General features: G+C 59.5%; 13 protein-coding genes and 1 pseudogene. 9 read left to right on the forward strand and 5 right to left on the reverse strand.

What is annotated here, in order from left to right:
- Positions 1-163 precede the first annotated feature (163 nt).
- Both ggt and CJU81_RS16450 read left to right on the forward strand, forming a co-directional pair.
- Complete coding sequence (gene ggt / locus CJU81_RS16445) at positions 164-1831, forward strand: gamma-glutamyltransferase (RefSeq protein ID WP_095037488.1); 1668 nt, start codon at positions 164-166, stop codon at positions 1829-1831.
- A gap of 171 nt (positions 1832-2002) precedes the next feature.
- Positions 2003-3448: a SulP family inorganic anion transporter gene (locus CJU81_RS16450; protein WP_095037489.1), complete on the forward strand. Its 1446-nt coding sequence runs from the start codon at positions 2003-2005 to the stop codon at positions 3446-3448.
- 52 nt (positions 3449-3500) lie between these two features.
- Here the strand turns inward: CJU81_RS16450 and CJU81_RS24445 are convergent, their stop codons facing one another.
- Together CJU81_RS24445 and CJU81_RS24450 are read right to left on the reverse strand one after the other, a co-directional pair.
- Complete coding sequence (locus CJU81_RS24445; protein WP_371928121.1) at positions 3501-4364, reverse strand: methyl-accepting chemotaxis protein; 864 nt, start codon at positions 4362-4364, stop codon at positions 3501-3503.
- A pseudogene (locus tag CJU81_RS24450) lies at positions 4356-5450 on the reverse strand (methyl-accepting chemotaxis protein); the annotation flags it as partial. The gene CJU81_RS24445 and the pseudogene CJU81_RS24450, both read right to left, overlap by 9 nt.
- 341 nt (positions 5451-5791) lie before the next feature.
- Here CJU81_RS24450 and CJU81_RS16460 point away from each other — a divergent pair.
- Positions 5792-6514 (forward strand): histidine phosphatase family protein, encoded by a 723-nt coding sequence (locus CJU81_RS16460; RefSeq protein ID WP_176464859.1) that lies wholly within the window; start codon positions 5792-5794, stop codon positions 6512-6514.
- A 53-nt stretch (positions 6515-6567) separates the two neighbouring features.
- Here CJU81_RS16460 and CJU81_RS16465 read toward each other — a convergent pair whose 3' ends face one another.
- The 3 genes from CJU81_RS16465 to CJU81_RS16475 form a co-directional block, all read right to left on the reverse strand.
- Positions 6568-7074 (reverse strand): hypothetical protein, encoded by a 507-nt coding sequence (locus tag CJU81_RS16465; protein WP_095037490.1) that lies wholly within the window; start codon positions 7072-7074, stop codon positions 6568-6570.
- Between the two features lie 92 nt (positions 7075-7166).
- The gene (locus CJU81_RS16470; RefSeq protein WP_095037491.1) at positions 7167-8627 is read right to left on the reverse strand and encodes an ArnT family glycosyltransferase; all 1461 of its coding nucleotides are present in this window, start codon (positions 8625-8627) and stop codon (positions 7167-7169) included.
- A gap of 217 nt (positions 8628-8844) precedes the next feature.
- Complete coding sequence (locus tag CJU81_RS16475; RefSeq protein WP_095037492.1) at positions 8845-10140, reverse strand: carbohydrate porin; 1296 nt, start codon at positions 10138-10140, stop codon at positions 8845-8847.
- 176 nt (positions 10141-10316) lie between these two features.
- Here CJU81_RS16475 and CJU81_RS16480 point away from each other — a divergent pair, with 176 nt between their 5' ends.
- From CJU81_RS16480 to CJU81_RS16505, 6 genes are all read left to right on the forward strand, one after another.
- On the forward strand, positions 10317-11330 hold the full coding sequence (locus tag CJU81_RS16480; RefSeq protein WP_095037529.1) for an ATP-grasp domain-containing protein: 1014 nt from the start codon (positions 10317-10319) through the stop codon (positions 11328-11330).
- Between the two features lie 94 nt (positions 11331-11424).
- Positions 11425-12561: a phosphoribosyltransferase domain-containing protein gene (locus CJU81_RS16485; protein ID WP_095037493.1), complete on the forward strand. Its 1137-nt coding sequence runs from the start codon at positions 11425-11427 to the stop codon at positions 12559-12561.
- Positions 12551-13309, forward strand: a complete 759-nt coding sequence (locus CJU81_RS16490; RefSeq protein WP_095037494.1) for a trehalose phosphatase — start codon at positions 12551-12553, stop codon at positions 13307-13309. Before CJU81_RS16485 ends, CJU81_RS16490 begins: the two co-directional genes overlap by 11 nt.
- Positions 13302-14396 carry a cysteine protease StiP family protein gene (locus tag CJU81_RS16495; protein ID WP_095037495.1) on the forward strand — a complete coding sequence of 365 codons (1095 nt, stop codon included), beginning with the start codon at positions 13302-13304 and terminating at the stop codon, positions 14394-14396. The genes CJU81_RS16490 and CJU81_RS16495 overlap by 8 nt, the downstream gene beginning before the upstream one ends.
- Positions 14396-15355, forward strand: coding sequence for an HpcH/HpaI aldolase/citrate lyase family protein (locus tag CJU81_RS16500; protein ID WP_095037496.1), 960 nt, complete (start codon positions 14396-14398; stop codon positions 15353-15355). Before CJU81_RS16495 ends, CJU81_RS16500 begins: the two co-directional genes overlap by 1 nt.
- The gene (locus tag CJU81_RS16505; protein ID WP_095037497.1) at positions 15352-16026 is read left to right on the forward strand and encodes an HAD-IB family hydrolase; all 675 of its coding nucleotides are present in this window, start codon (positions 15352-15354) and stop codon (positions 16024-16026) included. The genes CJU81_RS16500 and CJU81_RS16505 overlap by 4 nt, the downstream gene beginning before the upstream one ends.
- Positions 16027-16091 lie beyond the last annotated feature (65 nt).

Genomic DNA, 16091 nt, shown 5'->3' on the forward strand with positions numbered 1-16091 from the left:
GGAGCGAGCTTGCTCGCGAAAGCATCACTGCCCTGGTACAGGTCGGTCGAGTTGCTTGCTTCGCCAGCAGGCTGGCTCCCACCATTTGCTTTTGTTGTTTGAAAATGTCGCCGAATTCAGACAAGGTTCGGCCACAGTTGATAACAATAAAAGGATGTATCGAATGCGCATTGTGTGGTTCAAAACCCTGGCCCTGACGGCTGCCATCGTTGCCAGTTCTTCGGCGTATGCCGTCACCCTGAACGGCGGCGCAGTCGCCGCACCTGATCAATACGGCGCCGAAGTGGCTGCGCAAATTCTCAAAAAAGGTGGCAATGCGGTCGATGCAGCAGTCGCCACTGCCTTTACCCTGGCTGTGACCTATCCCGAAGCCGGCAATATCGGCGGTGGCGGGTTTATGACGATGTATATCGATGGTAAACCCTACTTCCTCGACTATCGCGAAACGGCCCCCAAAGCCGCCAGCCGCGATATGTACCTGGACGACAAAGGCGAAATCATCGAGAACTTGAGCCTGGTCGGTTCCCGCGCTGCCGGCGTGCCGGGTACGGTGATGGGCCTGTGGGAAGCGCATCAGCGCTTCGGCAAGTTGCCCTGGGCCGAACTGCTGACCCCGGCTGTGGGTTACGCGAAAAACGGCTTTAAAGTGGCCGACCAGCAATTCCAGTACCGCGAAGATGCGCTGGCGCTGTTCAAGGGCACCACCAACTTCGGTGATTACTTTGGCAGCATGAAACCCGGGCAAACCTTCAAGCAGCCAGAGCTGGCCGAGACCCTGGAACGCATTGCCGACCAGGGTGCCAAGGAGTTCTACCGCGGCAAGACTGCCGATCTGCTAGTCGCGCAAATGCAAGCAGACAAAGGCCTGATCACCAAGCAAGACCTGAACGAGTATAAGGTCAACTGGCGTGAGCCGATGCGCGTCGATTTCCGTGGCAACACCTTGTACACCGCGCCACTGCCAAGCTCGGGCGGTATCGCTCTGGCACAGTTGATCGGCATTAAAGAAGACCGCGCCGCAGACTTTAAAGGCGTCGAACTGAACTCTGCGCCGTACATCCACCTGTTGGCCGAAATCGAAAAACGCGTTTTCGCCGATCGCGCCGACTACCTGGGTGACCCGGCTTTCGGCAAGATGCCCGTTGCTGAACTGACCGACCCGGCCTATATCGCCAAGCGTGCGAAAGAGGTCAATCCGAAAGCGATCTCTGCGACGGCTAACGTCAAGCCGGGCCTGGAACCGCATCAGACCACTCACTTCTCCATCGTCGACAAACAGGGCAATGCGGTCAGCAATACCTACACCCTGAACTGGGATTACGGCAGCGGTGTTGTGGTTAAGGGCGCGGGCTTTTTGCTGAACGATGAAATGGATGACTTCAGCTCCAAGCCTGGCGTAGCCAACGCCTTTGGTGTGGTGGGTGGCAATGCCAACGCCATTGAGCCGGGCAAGCGCATGCTGTCCTCCATGAGCCCAAGCCTGGTGACCCGCGATGGTCAGGTCACGCTGGTGCTGGGTACACCGGGCGGCTCGCGGATCTTTACCTCGATTTTCCAGGTGCTGAACAATATCTACGACTACGACCTGCCACTGGAAAAAGCCGTTGCTGCACAGCGTGTGCATCACCAGTTGCTGCCCAAAGACACGATTTACTTCGACGCCTATGCACCGCTCACCGGCAAGGTGGCTGACGAGCTTAAGGCAATGGGTTACACCCTGGAGGATCAGGGCTGGAACATGGGGGATATCCAGGCGATCCAGGTCAAGGGTACAGCGCTTGAAACCGCCTCCGACCCGCGTGGCCGTGGTGTGGGGATGGTGGTGAAGTAAGCTCTTCACTCGTGTGACCTCAAGTGTGGGAGCGAGCCCGCTCGCGAAAGTCTCCTTAAGGAACTTCGCGAGCAGGCTCGCTCCCACAATGGTTTTATAGCCTGCACAATTTGTTACCATCTGTTGCCTGTAACTCCCTCCGTTTTCCCCGTCCCGAATTTTAGGTAAACCATGAAACTCTCACGTCTGCGCGCTGATGTCCTGGCCGGGCTCACGACGTCCTTCGCCCTGTTGCCCGAGTGCATTGCGTTCGCACTGGTTGCCCATCTCAACCCGCTGATGGGGTTGTATGGCGCGTTTATCATTTGCACCCTGACCGCGCTGTTTGGCGGCCGGCCGGGCATGGTGTCCGGTGCCGCCGGGTCGATGGCGGTGGTGATCGTGGCCCTGGTCGTGCAACACGGCGTACAGTATCTGTTGGCCACGGTGCTGTTGAGCGGGCTGATCATGCTGGCGTTCGGCCTGTTCAAACTCGGCAAGCTGGTGCGCATGGTGCCGCACCCGGTGATGCTGGGTTTCGTCAACGGCCTGGCGATCGTGATTGCCATGGCCCAACTGGATCACTTCAAGGACGGCGACACCTGGCTCAGCGGCATGGCGCTGTACATGATGATCGGGCTGGTCGCTGCGACCATGGCCATTGTCTATTTGCTGCCACGTCTGACCCGCGCCGCGCCGCCTGCGCTGGTGGCCATTCTGGGCGTCGGGTTGGCGGTGTACCTGCTTGGCCTGCCGACCCGCACCCTGGGCGACATGGCGCACATCGCGGGTGGTTTGCCGAGCTTCAACCTGCCGCAGATTCCCTGGACGCTTGAGACCTTGGGCATCATCGCGCCCTATGCGATCGTGATGGCGGTGGTTGGCCTGCTGGAAACCCTGCTGACCCTCAACCTGACTGACGAAATAACCGAAAGCCGCGGCTACCCGGACCGCGAGTGTGTGGCACTGGGCGCGGCCAATATGGTCTCGGGCGCGTTCGGCGGCATGGGCGGTTGTGCAATGATCGGCCAGACCGTGGTTAACCTCAGTTCCGGCGGACGCGGGCGCTTGTCCGGGGTGACGGCCGGGGTGATGATCTTGCTGTTTGTGTTGTTTCTGTCGCCGTTTATCGAACGCATTCCGCTGGCAGCGCTGGTGGGGGTGATGTTTGTGGTGTCGCAGCAGACCTTTGCCTGGGCCTCTTTGCGAGTCCTCAACAAAGTGCCGCTCAACGATGTGCTGGTGATTATTGCGGTGACGGTGATCACCGTGTTTACCGATCTGGCAGTGGCGGTGATGTGCGGGGTGGTTATCGCGGCACTTAATTTCGCCTGGCAGCAGGGCCGTCAGATGTACGCCGACGCGGATATGCAGAGTGACGGCAGCAAGCTATACCGTGTCCACGGCACGTTGTTTTTTGCGTCTACTACCGCGTTTCTCAAGCAGTTCGACCCGGCCGGTGACCCGGCGCAGGTGACACTTGATTGTCGTCATTTGAGCTTTGTCGATTACTCGGCCATTGCGGCACTGGACACTCTGCGCGAGCGCTATCGCAAAGCAGGCAAGCATCTGCGGGTGTTACACCTGTCCGAGCGCAGCAAGAAGTTGCTCAAGCGCGCCCGGGTTCAGCACGAATAAGGTCAGGAGCCCCTGACTACCCCTCTCCCGAAGAGAGAGGGGACTGATCGCTTTACACCTTGAAGTGGCTGACCATCTCTTGCAGCTGGTTACCCAGCCGCGCCAGTTCAACACTGGACTTGGCCGTTTCATCACTCGCCGCTGCGGTTTGCTCGGAAACGTCGCGCACGTTGACGATGCTGCGGCTGATCTCTTCGGCGACCGCAGATTGCTGTTCGGCAGCAGCGGCAATCTGTTGGTTCATCGACTGAATATTCGACACCGTGCGGGTAATGCCCTGCAGCGAGGTGCCTGCGTGGCGGGTCAGGGTCACGCTGCTGTCGGTCAGGGTGCGGCTGTTTTGCATCACGGTGGCCACGTGCTGGGTGCCGCTTTGCAGGGCTGCGACCAGGGTTTGAATCTCTTCGGTGGATTTTTGCGTACGCTGGGCCAGGCCACGCACTTCATCGGCCACCACGGCAAAACCGCGCCCTGCGTCACCGGCACGGGCGGCTTCGATCGCGGCGTTGAGGGCCAGCAGGTTGGTCTGCTCGGCCACGGCCTTGATCACGTCCATCACGCTGCCGATCTTGTCGCTTTCCTGTTGCAGCACGGCCATGGCTTCGGTCGAGCGGCCAACTTCCACGGCCAGGCGCTCGATCTGGTCAATCGCCTGGTTGACCACGGTGTCGCCTTCGCGGGCTTCGTTGTCTGCGGCTGCTGCCGCTTGCGAGGCTTGCTCGGCGTTGCGCGCCACTTCCTGCACGGTGGCGGTCATTTCATGCATGGCGGTGGCCACCTGATCGGTCTCGATCTTCTGGCTATTGACCCCGGCACTGGTTTGCTCGGTCACCGCGGACAGCTCTTCTGCAGCACTGGCGATCTGGCTGACGCCATCACGGATACCGCTGATCAACTCGCGCAGGGTGGTGCCCATGCGCGCAATGCCCTGTTGCAACACACCCAGTTCATCGCGACGGGTAACACGCAGGTTATGGGTCAGGTCGCCACCGGCAATGCGATCGACCACGGCCAGGGTTTCACGCAGCGGCACGGTGATCTGGCGGGTGATGATCACGGCCGCCGTAATACCGAACAGCAAGACCAGAAGGGTGGTGATCAATTGCGTGCTGTTGGCCGCGGCACTTTCGATATCGCGGCGCTCAAGCTGGATCTTGTACAGCTCATCGCTGCGGCCAAGGATGCTGGTGCCGTATTCGGTCATGTCCTTGCGCATGGCAATGATGGTGTTGTCGGTGCTGGTGTATAGCTCCAGGGCTTCCTGGTACTGATCCATGGTTTTGGTCAGGGTGCGCAGGGTGTCGCCGGCATTGGCAGCAAAGTGCGAGCTGAGGCGGTCAAGGCTGGCAATGGCAGCGTCCAGTTGCTGGCGGGCGGCCTTTTCCGTGGTGGGGTTGGGTGCGGCAATGTAGGCACGCACCTGGTAGCGCGAGAGCAGGAACTGCTCACGGACTTCAGACACGGTCTGGAACATGGCAAAGCGGTTTTCATCACCTGCGGGCAGTTGCAGGGCGCGGTTGAGCAACGTCGCAATGGCGTCCTGTGCCAGGGCAGCGCTGCGGTCCATGTTGGTCCGCGATACGGCAGACTCGACATAGGCCTTGCGCATGGTCACCAGCGCACGCTCGTAGCGGCCAATGATGGCTTGCTGCTCTTTAAGAAGCTTGAGGTTTTCCGGGCTCTGGAAGGTGGCAATCAACTGGCTTTGCTGTGCAGAAAACGCATCAATGCTGGCCTGTACATTTTGTGCGGCAGTTTCGTCGCCATCGGTGAGCATGTACTGCAAGCGCGTAACCCGAAGATTGGTAAACGCGGTGTTTAATCGGGTGATGTCGCTCATCCAGTTACTGCGATCAATCATCTTGTCCAGACTGATCCAGTTGCAGACGGCCATTACGCAGGTAAGGGCCAGTACCAGGCCAAAGCCCAGGGACAGTTTAAGGTTGACGCTGATATTGCTCAGCCATCTATTCATAGAGTTCTCCAGGAACGCTGCACGCATGATCTAAGTTCGCTGGAGGGAATTATTTTTTTTGACCCAGCCGAGTGTTGTATTGGAGGGGTATCGGCTGCATTCGTCAGAGCTGAAACGTTTTGTTTAGCGCCAGTTCACATAACAACATATCCATTTGGGTAGTGTGGCTATGTCCTGCTTTTACGTTTTTTTTCACATCCGTTTCACCTGCCTCTGACCTCCCTTTTTCTAGGCTATGTTCAGCTAATAGAGAGCTGTTTTGTGCAAGTCTGTTTTTACCGCCGGGCCGCGAAGCGACCCGTTGTCATATTCGCGCTATAGGGTGTCCGTCAGTGTGATCACTGACTGCCGCAGGGGGCATAAGCATCGTGACGTTGAGCCTTGATCTGACCGGAATTAACCGTTCGCTGTTGCGTCGCGGCCTGGTTCGTTACAAAAAGGCGCTGGTAGTGATCGTGGCAATTGCGCTGGCCGTTGCGCTGACATTGACGCTGCTGGCACCTGCGGCACCGCCTGATCTGGCACAGCCCAGCCATGCCGACCACGTGTTGTCGCTGACCGATAGCTGGGCCAAAGGTGATGTGATTGCCGTGGTCCGTCACGGTGAGCGTTGCGACCGTTCTTCGGCGCAATGCCTGGGGCCAATGGACGGCGTGACCGTGCGCGGCGAAGCCGTGGTTCAGGCACTGGGGGCAGATTTCAAGCAGTTGGGGCTGGGGAGCACCGATATTTACAGCAGCTTGCTGACCCGCGCCCGGCAAACCGCAGATGCCATGTTTGTCCACCCTGTAGAGGCGCAAGACTGGCTGTTCAACTGCCGCGGCAGCATGTTGCGTGATGCTCTCAAGCACAAAGTGGCGGGCCATAACCTGATTCTGGTGAGCCACAGCGAATGCATGGACCAACTGTTGCTGGACATGCACCTGTCCACCAGCACCACGTTTGGCTACGGTGCTTCGTTGTTTATCAAAACCGATAGCGCGAACGGCAATCCGCAAATGCTCGGTTTTATCGAGCCCAAAGACTGGAAGGTCATTGTGCCGGTGGTAACCACCAGCAACCGTCACGGGTATGAAGCTTCGCAGTTCTGACCCCCGCCAGTGGGAGCGAGCCTGCTCGCTCCCATAACGTTATTCCATACCCATCAATTGCGCTTGAGCAGGCGTTCCCAGTTTTGCTCATCGGGCAATGGCAGATCGCTGAGTTCGCGGGCCACCACGTTTTCGATATCGTTGGCGCTGAGCACTTTTTCATCGAGCCAGGGCCAGGTCGCATCGGCATCGCGGAAGTTGAGCTGGCTGTTTAATTGCTGACACGCCACGGCGAGCAAATGCATCAGTGACCACAGGCTGGTGACGTAGGGTTTTTGCTGTGCCGGAATACGGCTGAGCAGGGCCGTCACGTCAGCCAGGTTGGGGCCTGGGGCGGCGTTGCTGAGCAGGTTCCAGACAATCGCGCCGTTATTCGACACATCCTGATTGGCCAGTGCCGGGTCGGTGCTGACCTCGACAGTGAGTTTTACGTGCTGTTGCTCAAGCTGATCGATCAGGTAATTGGCCAGGTCGGATTTGCGCAGGAAAGCGGTAGCCGTGTTGTAGGCCAGGTGAGCGTCGTAGTCGCTCAGGGTTTTACTGGATATACCGATGGTCATGGCTGGCTCCTTGGTCTGGAAGTGTCCAAGGAGCGTAGCCAATGCACGGTGATCGGCCACGCCATCTGCGCTTGTGTTGCCCGGGATCAAATTTACGGGGCTGAAGTGGCCAGGCAGACAAAGTAGAAGTCGTGTCGCCCCACGCTGATCTTCTGCAGAGTATTCAGGGCCATGCCCGGTACCTCCGGTTTTTCTACCAGGGCAATATTGTCGGGCGATGCACTGAGGAATGCCTGCAATTCTTCTGTTGAGCTGAGTGTGTGCGGCAACTGCTGGCTGTAGAACACCACGGCGCCCAGGCGTTCGTCGGGGCGCAGCAGGGCGACCTGTTTACCGCTGGCTTGCAGGCTCATGACCCGGGCGGCCAGGGGCTGGAAGGACTCTTCCTTGTCGGCCAGCGGGGCCCGATGGGCTGCCAACAGGTAGGCAGCCACCAGCGCGGTCAGCAGCGCGATGGCCAGGGGGAGATGGTTGTCGCTGAGGAATCTTGCCAGTGCCGAGCCCGCACTTTTTTTGTACAGCCAGTCCAGAACCACCCTGGCGTACTCGGCTGCAATCACGGCGGCGGCGGGTGCCATCGACATCATGTACACCGCCCGCTTGCTGGAGGCGAGGTTGAGCAGCACAAATTGTGCTACCAGCCATACACAGAAAAACAGCAAAAAGGGGTTGCTGCGCAGCTGTTTGCGAAAGTGCCACAGGCCCAGATAGGTCAGCAGGTTCCACGGCAGGAAGGCTTCGGGCAGTTTTCGCAGGTAGTAGTAAAAGGGTTCGTAATGCCCGGCTTCGACGAAGGAACCGCTAAAGCGCCCAACGCTGTTGGTCAGCAGCAGTTCGCTGACCGCCTGCATGCCGCCGCGTTGATACAGCAGGCACAGCCAGATCGTCAGCGGGATGAGCCCCAGCAGGGTTAACAGTGCGGGGCGTAGCCAGTTGCGCAGCACGAAACGTTTTTCGATCAGGCTTTCACACAGCAGAAAGACAAAAATCACCACTCCCGGCAATGCCAGGCCCAGAACGCCTTTGCTCAAGCTGGCTATAGCGATCCCGGCGGCAAACAGCAGCCAGCTGCCCCGTGCAAAGCCGGGCTGGCGGTTGGCATGAAAAAACCCAAGCAAGACCATGGTCACGCCCAGGGTCAGCAAGGCATCTTCGCCTACCTGGCGAGCGTTGCCCCAAAATATGCCCATGGTTGCCAGCATCGCCGCCGCTGTCCAGGCCAGTGCGGTGGGGCGCCCCAGCTTGCGCAGCATGGCGTAGAGCAACAGCACGCAAAAGAGCCCGGCAAAGGCCGAGGCCAGGCGCACGGCGTACAGTTCGCCGCCGAATACGCGAATGGCGCCTGCATCCAGCCACAGGCTCAGGGGTGGTTTTTCCAGGAAGGGTTGGTTGAGCAGATTGGGGGTAACCCAATCGTCACTGACATGCATTTGCATAGCGATGCCCGCCACACGAGACTCGGTCGAGCCCTGCAATTGATGGTTACCCAGTGCAAAAAACAACAGCACGCAACTGAGCAGTAATAACAGCAGAGCAGGACGAGTCAGACGCATTGGGCTACCAGGCAGCAATCGAATGGAATACTGCGCTGGAGTATAGAAGGGCAATCCTTAACGAATTGTGAAAGCAGTGCATCTGCAGTCGCTGACGAGGAACGAAGGCTGCGTACGGTTGAGAAGCGATCGTAACAAAACCGACTCGCTTGATTTGCGACTGCTTCGCACTCGATCGCAACCTTCGTTCCTCGTCAGCGACTACAGAGGTTTTTGGTCAGAACGTCGCTTTAACCTGCAAGCCCGCTACCAGCGCATTGCTGCGGTTGGTGCCATAGAAAGCACCGGGCTCGATGATGTATTGCACGTCCGGGCGCAGCAGCAGCCACGGCGTGACTTGCGCACCGTAGTTGAGTTCCAGTAGCTGCTCGCCGCTGTCCAGGCTGGCGATCATGTCCGCCTGCTCCGGGCTGCTGGCTGCAGCCTCCTGGACATCCCGCGAGCGGGAGTTGAATACGGCGCGGCCATAAGCAAAGGCGATGCTGTCTTTAGGGCGGCTGGCAAACGGCTTTTGCTTGACCAGGCCCACCGAGTACCAGTGGCGCATCGGCGAGGTGGCGGCATTGCTGCTGGACGCCTGGCCAAAGGCGCGCAATACGCTATCGGGGTCTTGCTCGTCACGCCAGATGGCCTGATCGACCAGTACATAGGCACCGGTGCGGTTGTTGGCTTTTTGCGTACTGCCAATCTTGCGGGTGTTGGAAGTGTCGTAGTACCAGCCCACTTTGTATTGGCCGTTGAGCCAGGCGTTGTTGGTGAAGATCGCCTCCAGCGGCATGATCGCCCCCGTGGTGCCTTTGGTGGTCATGCTGAAGGCTTCGGAGGAGCGGCTGTTGTACTCGGGGTTGACCTGGAACAGTGCCGTTTGCAGGGTCAGGGCCGGGCTGACGGTGTAGCGCAGTTCAGCGCCCCAGTGCCCGGTGGGGTAGTTCGTCCAGCCACTGCCATTGGATTGGGTCAGCGGGTGCGCGCAAAAACCGGCGTTGACGAAGCTGGTCAACAACGGCATGCCACCAAATTCGTTGCCCATCGGCATAAAGCCCAGCTTGGTGGTCAGGTCTTCGGAAAACAGCGTGCGCTGGTAGCTGAACTCAGACAGGCGGGTGTAGTTGCCGCCGGCGTTCTCCTGAATTGGCAGGCGGTTGCCTACCAGATCCTCAGAGGCGCTGTGGCCGCGGCGATCATTGATGGTGATTTGCACCAGGCCAGCATCCGCAGTGCCGAGCAATTTGCTCATGTCGAACTGGGCACCGATGCGCACCTGCTGCGAATAACGGGTGCCGTGTTTGATCCCGCCATGCAAGTTGGAAAAGGTTTCCGAGTTGTAGTCGCCTGTCAGTTTGACGCCCTTGTCGGCCAGTTTCTGGCGTTCGCCGCCCCAGTCGCCGGTCAGGGTCGAACGGTTCATCAGGTTGTCGGTGGTGTCGGCCAGTACGCAGGCAGGCGTCAGGGCCAGCAATGACAGACCGCCGCACAGGCTGGTGTTCAGCAGGGCGCGGGAAGAGAAAAACATCTACAGAAGCTCCTTTATATGAAGTGTCGACGACGGGGCGCGACACGATGCCGCACATTATGAACTATTTAGTTAATTAATTTCATATTTGGTTACACGGCCTTCCCGTAATGACTAAGGGTGTTGCTGGCCCCCATCCGCTAGACTCCCGCGTTTATGCGTACCAAGGGATGTTCATGATCTGGTTTCTTGAAGGGCAATCGAGCCAACGCGACGTGATTGCAGGTGCCCGGGCGGCGCTACCGGAGACGGTACGGATATTCGCCTCGCACCGACAAAGTCGCCCCGAAATTACCGGGTTGGCGGATATCGCCTGGCGCGAACCGCAAGACAACCAGGAACGCATCGGCTGGGTGATCGAGCAGGCCCGTGCCCAACAGATCAAGGTGGTGCTGGCCGGGCGTGTGGGCCAGGTCTATGAAGCGCACCGCGCCGAGTTCGAGGCGGCCGGGCTGCAATTGGTCACTGGCGCGCTGGACCTGGACACCTTTGAACGGGTCGACGACAAATCGGCGTTTACTCGCGAAGCGCTGGCGGCCGGGTTGGCGTGCATCCCGGCTATAACCGTGAGCACCCGTGCCGAACTGCAAGCGGCTTACGCGCAATTGGCCCGTGACGGTCAGGTCTGTGTCAAACCCACGCGCGGCATTTACGGCCAGGGCTTTTGGCGACTGGCCGATAACGTCGACCCGTTCCGCAGTTTCGCCAATGCCGACGCCCATGAGGTCAATGCCAGCGTCTTTGCCCAGGCCTACGGCCAGTCGGATGCGCCCAAGCCGTTGTTGGTCATGCCCTATATGCCTGGCAGTGAGTGTTCGGTGGACATGGTCTGCGAAGCGGGCGAGGCCGTGGCCTATGTGGGGCGGCGCAAGCAGGGCCTGATGCAGACGTTCGAGCGCGATGGCGCCGCCGTCGAGCTGGCGATCAAGGCCGCGCGGCACTTCAAGTGCGACGGCATCGTCAATGTACAAACCCGTGATGATGCCGAAGGACAGCCGCACCTGCTGGAAATCAACCTGCGTTATTCCGGCGGCATCGGCTACACCCGTGAAGCCGGGGTCAACCTGCCAGGCATTTTTGCCGCACGCCGCCTCGGCCTGGCAGTGCCCCCGAGCGCCTGGCGCGAGGATGTGCAGGTCAAGGCGATCACCGTGGTCGTGCCGGTTCGCGGCGATTCGCTCCTGGGGTGATTTGACGTTTTCGGTAACTATTTTTCGCTTGTTTAAAGTTATCGACTCGCCGATCGTCCCCCATTTTTTTATGTATTTCAGGTAGTAAAAGTTGATGAATAGCGCTAACCCCATGACCGAACCAAAGGTTTTGCATGCAAACCTCAAGCGCGGTCGTCTGGAGGTAAAGGTCAATGCATCGACCTTTGCTCCGCAGGCACTTTTCGATTTTGCCGAGCGGCGCAATCCCAAGCGGGCCTTTCTGTTTGTTTCGCGTGTACTGGGCCGGCATATTCCGGCTCGGCCCTCATTAATGGCAGAAAGCTTCAATGCCCTTGCCGGCAAGATTCCTGCTGATTTGCCCGGGCCGGTGCTGGTGATCGGCATGGCCGAAACCGCCGTTGGGCTCGGTGCCGGGGTACACCGTGCCCTGAGCCAGACCCGTAATGATTGCGTGTACCTGTGCAGCAGCCGTCACCCTACGGGCAGCGCCTTGTTTGCCCGCTTTGAAGAGGAACACAGCCACGCCAGCTCGCATTTGCTGCACCTGCCGCAAGACGCGCCAACCCGCGAGATGATGCTCAACGCCCGTTCGCTGGTGCTGGTGGACGATGAAGCATCCACCGGCAATACCTTTATCAATCTGTCCCGGGCGCTGGCCGAGGCGGGGCTCGATTCGATCGAGCGCATCGTTACTGCCACCCTGACCGACTGGTCCGGTGATGCCGTGCGTACAGCCATGGGCGATCACGTCAGCAGCGTGGCTTTACTCGACGGTCGCTACACGTTCGCCGAAGATTTAACCGCAGAACTGCCAGAAATGCCCGAAGTGGGCAGTGTTGCCCAAGGCGACTGGGCACTGGACGCGAGCCGCGACTGGGGCCGCATGGGCGTTCGCGAACACCACGACACGCTGGCGCCGGGCCTGGAGGTCGCTGCCGGTGAACGGATTCTGGTGATCGGTACCAGCGAGTTTGTCTGGCGTCCTTTTTTGTTGGCCGAGCGCCTTGAACGGGCGGGTGCCGACGTGCACTTCAGCTCTACCAGCCGTTCGCCGATTGCCCTGGGCCATGCCATCGATCATGCGTTGTCGTTCTCGGACAACTACGGCCTGGGCATCCCCAACTTTCTTTACAACGTCGCCCCCGGCCAGTTTGACCGGGTGCTGATCTGCAGCGAAACCCCGGCCGCTGCCGTCGACCCGGCGCTGGTTAGCGCATTGAATGCGCAGGTAATCGTTGATGAACAGTAATCGCCCTCTGGTGTTCGTTGATCTGGACGACACCCTGTTTCAAACCGCCCGGAAAATGGGCGATGAGCCACGCTTTACCGCCACCCTGGACGTGGACGGCCAACCCAACGGCTTTATGAGCGCGACGCAAAAGAGCTTTGTGGAATGGCTGCTGGCTACCAGTGACGTGGTCCCCGTGACCGCACGCAGCATCGAAGCCTATCAGCGCGTGCAGTTGCCGTTTGTGCACGGCGCGGTCTGTGCTCACGGCGGGGTGATTCTCAACCCGGACGGTTCACTGGACCCGGTCTGGCATGCGCGCATGTGCGACGAGCTGGCGTCGGAGCAAACCCGCCTGCACCAGTTGAGCGAGCAAACCCTGGCCATTGGCGCCGAACTGGGTTTCTCGTTGCGTGGCTGGGTGGTTGAAGAGCATGGCCTGGCCAATTACGTGGTCACCAAGCACAACAACGAAACCGATCAGGCGCTGCTCACCGTGCTGGCCGAAGTCAGGGCGCGGGGCTTGCTCGACGGCCTGTATGTGCATGGCAATGGCAACAATCTGGCATTCCTGCCCATCACCCTGCAAAAGCGTGAAGCGGTACGTGAGTGGATCCGCCGCGACCAGGCGATCAACGGCAAACGCCCGCTGCTGGGCTTTGGCGACAGTGTGTCGGACCTGGGCTTTATGGCCGAATGCGACTGGTGGGGCACACCCAAGCGCGGCCAGCTGGCGGCGCATGTGCTGGCGAGCGTCGATCATGAATAATGCCTTCGCAGGGCTGCAGACCGTGGGCAGTGGCAGCTATGCCGCCGATGACGTGCACTTTTTACTGCGCGCCATGCAGATAGAAGTCACCGACGTGCAGGAAAAAGAGCGCCTGATCCAGACCCAGCAGCGCCATTACTCCGAAATGATCAGCCAGGAACATGCGCCGTCCGGCACCCATAAAAGCCTCTATCAACTGGCCCTGGCCCAGAACGGTGCCCGTATGGCGGGTGATGTGCAGGCGCTGGCCCAGGCTTTGAATGAGCGCTACAACGGCCCCTCGATTGCGCTGGTGTCGTTTGTGCGCGCGGGTTTGCCGCTGGGTGTGTTGCTGCGCAGGGCATTGCTCGATCTGGGGCGCGAGGCTGCGCATTACGGGATCAGCATTATTCGTGACCGTGGAATCGACAACGTCGCGCTCGAAGCTATCATCAAGGCCCACGGTGCGGAAAACATCGTGTTTGTCGATGGCTGGACCGGCAAAGGGGCGATCAGCGGCCAGATCCGCGACAGCCTGACAGGGGACTCGCGTTTTCCAGCCGACCCGCGTCTGGTGGTGCTGGCCGACCCCTGTGGCCGTGCCTGGCTGGCCGCCTCGGCAGAAGACTGGCTGATCCCATCTGGCATCCTGGGGGCGACGGTTTCAGGGCTGGTTTCGCGTTCCATATGGCCACAAGACCCGGGCCTGCATGGGTGCGTGGTGTATGACCATTTGGCGGAACACGACGTGACCATGAGTTTTATCCACAGCATCGAAACCGAGCGCGCGCGACTGGCACCTCAGGCCGCGGCCCTGCCCTGGACGGCGGAGCAGGCTGGCGCATTGCAACACTCGGCCGTGGCTGCGGTCGAACGTATCTCGGCCCGGTTTGCGGTGACCAACCCCAACCGGGTCAAACCGGGGATCGCCGAGGCCACCCGCGCCGTCATGCGCCGTGTGCCGGACCACGTGCTGGTGCGCAACCGTGACGATCAGGACGTGCAACTGCTGCTGCACCTGACGCGTCAGGCCAATATTGAGGTTCAGGAAGTCGGCGATCAGTTGGGGCCGTATCGCGCCGTGACCGTAATCAGGAGTGTTCGCTGATGATCAAGCACTCAGCCTATGCCTTGGGCGCCACACTTTATATGCCGGCTACCCGTCCCGATATTCTGGATGTGGTGCTGGGCGAAAAGATCCAGGGTTTGCGCTCGCTGGTGGTGTGCCTGGAAGACGCCGTGGCCGAAACTGACGTGCAGCAGGGGCTGAACAACCTGAAAAACCTGCTGTTGGGCATCGAGGCGCGTGGCGGTCGACCGTCCGGCGGGCCGATCCTGTTTGTGCGGCCACGGGATGCCGCGATGGCAGCCGTCCTCAATGACTGGTCGCTGATGCGTCATGTCGACGGTTTTGTCGTGCCCAAGCTCAGTCTGGGCAATATCTGCGAGTGGCAGCAGGCGGTCACCCGCGAAGACTTGATGTTGATGCCCACCCTGGAAACCGCAGACGTTTTTATCCCCAACGCCATGGTTGAACTGCGCAGCGCCATGCTGGAGCTACTACCAGAGCGTATTATTGCCCTGCGCATTGGCGGTAACGACTTGATGGGGTGCCTGGGCCTGCGTCGCCCTCAAGCGATGACGCTGTACAGCACGCCCATGAGCTATGTGATTCCCATGTTGTGCGGGATCATGGGCTCGGCAGGTTTTGCCCTGACCGCGCCGGTGTTTGAACAGCTCAATGCACCGCACTTGATGGAGCAAGAGCTGGCGCTGGATATGGCCCACGGGCTTGTGGGTAAAACCGCGATCCACCCGTCGCAAATTGCAGTTATCCACAGGGCGTTGCAAGTCAGTCTTGAAGATCTCAACAGCGCACGCCACATATTGAATGAGGCGGCGCCTGCGGTGTTCAAGTTCAACGACGCCATGTGCGAGCCCGCAACCCATTACAAATGGGCGCAAACAATTATTGAACGGGCACATTGGCAAGGGGTTCGCCCTGAAATTGCCAGCCCGTCGGACACTTTTGGAGGCAGCCTGCGATTGGCTGAATTAGTGGGTTGAACGACGTTTTGAAAACACCGGTTAAAGGAAAGCAGGTCCTGTCTGCCTTCGATTTCGATGGCACGCTGACCTATCACGACACGTTCGTGCCGTTTTTGCGCTTTGCCTTTGGCAATCGACTGTTTGCGATGCGTCTGCTGCGGATGATCCCGGCGACCGCTTGCTACCTGCTGGGCAGGATTTCGCGTAATGCGCTGAAAGAAAAACTTATCGCGGTCTACTTGACCGGTGCCAGAGAGGCCTGGGTAAAGGAACGCGCCGAAGCATTTTGTGACGTTTCCTGGCAGCGTCTAATGCGGCCTTTGGGCTTAACATCCGTCGCCAACCAGATTGAGCAGGGCGCCAAGGTGACGATTTGCTCTGCGTCCCCCGAGCTGGTGCTCACACCTTTTGCCAAGAAGCTCGGTATCGGCCTGATCGGAACACGGCTGGCCTCGGTCGATGGCGTGCTCACCGGCGATATCGACGGCATCAACTGTCGCTGTGAACAAAAAGTCATTCGGCTGGAGGCGCAATACGGGCCTCTGGACCAATACGAACTACGTGCCTGGGGTGACACCCGGGGCGATGAACAAATGCTCGGGGCCGCTCAAGAGCCGCATTGGCGTGAATTTCACGCGCTGTGGCGGCGCAAGCGGCCACTTGACGTGTGCTTGCGCGAGGAGCTGTAAGCCAGGCGTAAGCAAAGCATGTCAATAATCACTCAATACCTATCATGCATCAGTGCAGACAAGGA

The sequence above is a fragment of the Pseudomonas fragi genome (assembly GCF_002269505.1).
GTDB lineage: Bacteria > Pseudomonadota > Gammaproteobacteria > Pseudomonadales > Pseudomonadaceae > Aquipseudomonas > Aquipseudomonas fragi_D.

What these genes read in the sequence shown, in the direction of transcription:
- CJU81_RS16450 (WP_095037489.1), top strand. Translation starts at nt 2,003, where the DNA reads ATGAAACTCTCACGTCTGCGCGCTGATGTCCTGGCCGGGCTCACGACG.
- CJU81_RS16475 (WP_095037492.1), bottom strand. Translation starts at nt 10,140, where the DNA reads ATGTTTTTCTCTTCCCGCGCCCTGCTGAACACCAGCCTGTGCGGCGGT.
- CJU81_RS16470 (WP_095037491.1), bottom strand. Translation starts at nt 8,627, where the DNA reads ATGCGTCTGACTCGTCCTGCTCTGCTGTTATTACTGCTCAGTTGCGTG.
- CJU81_RS16495 (WP_095037495.1), top strand. Translation starts at nt 13,302, where the DNA reads ATGAATAATGCCTTCGCAGGGCTGCAGACCGTGGGCAGTGGCAGCTAT.
- CJU81_RS16465 (WP_095037490.1), bottom strand. Translation starts at nt 7,074, where the DNA reads ATGACCATCGGTATATCCAGTAAAACCCTGAGCGACTACGACGCTCAC.
- CJU81_RS16500 (WP_095037496.1), top strand. Translation starts at nt 14,396, where the DNA reads ATGATCAAGCACTCAGCCTATGCCTTGGGCGCCACACTTTATATGCCG.
- CJU81_RS16490 (WP_095037494.1), top strand. Translation starts at nt 12,551, where the DNA reads ATGAACAGTAATCGCCCTCTGGTGTTCGTTGATCTGGACGACACCCTG.
- CJU81_RS24445 (WP_371928121.1), bottom strand. Translation starts at nt 4,364, where the DNA reads ATGGGCACCACCCTGCGCGAGTTGATCAGCGGTATCCGTGATGGCGTC.
- CJU81_RS16480 (WP_095037529.1), top strand. Translation starts at nt 10,317, where the DNA reads ATGATCTGGTTTCTTGAAGGGCAATCGAGCCAACGCGACGTGATTGCA.
- ggt (WP_095037488.1), top strand. Translation starts at nt 164, where the DNA reads ATGCGCATTGTGTGGTTCAAAACCCTGGCCCTGACGGCTGCCATCGTT.
- CJU81_RS16485 (WP_095037493.1), top strand. Translation starts at nt 11,425, where the DNA reads ATGAATAGCGCTAACCCCATGACCGAACCAAAGGTTTTGCATGCAAAC.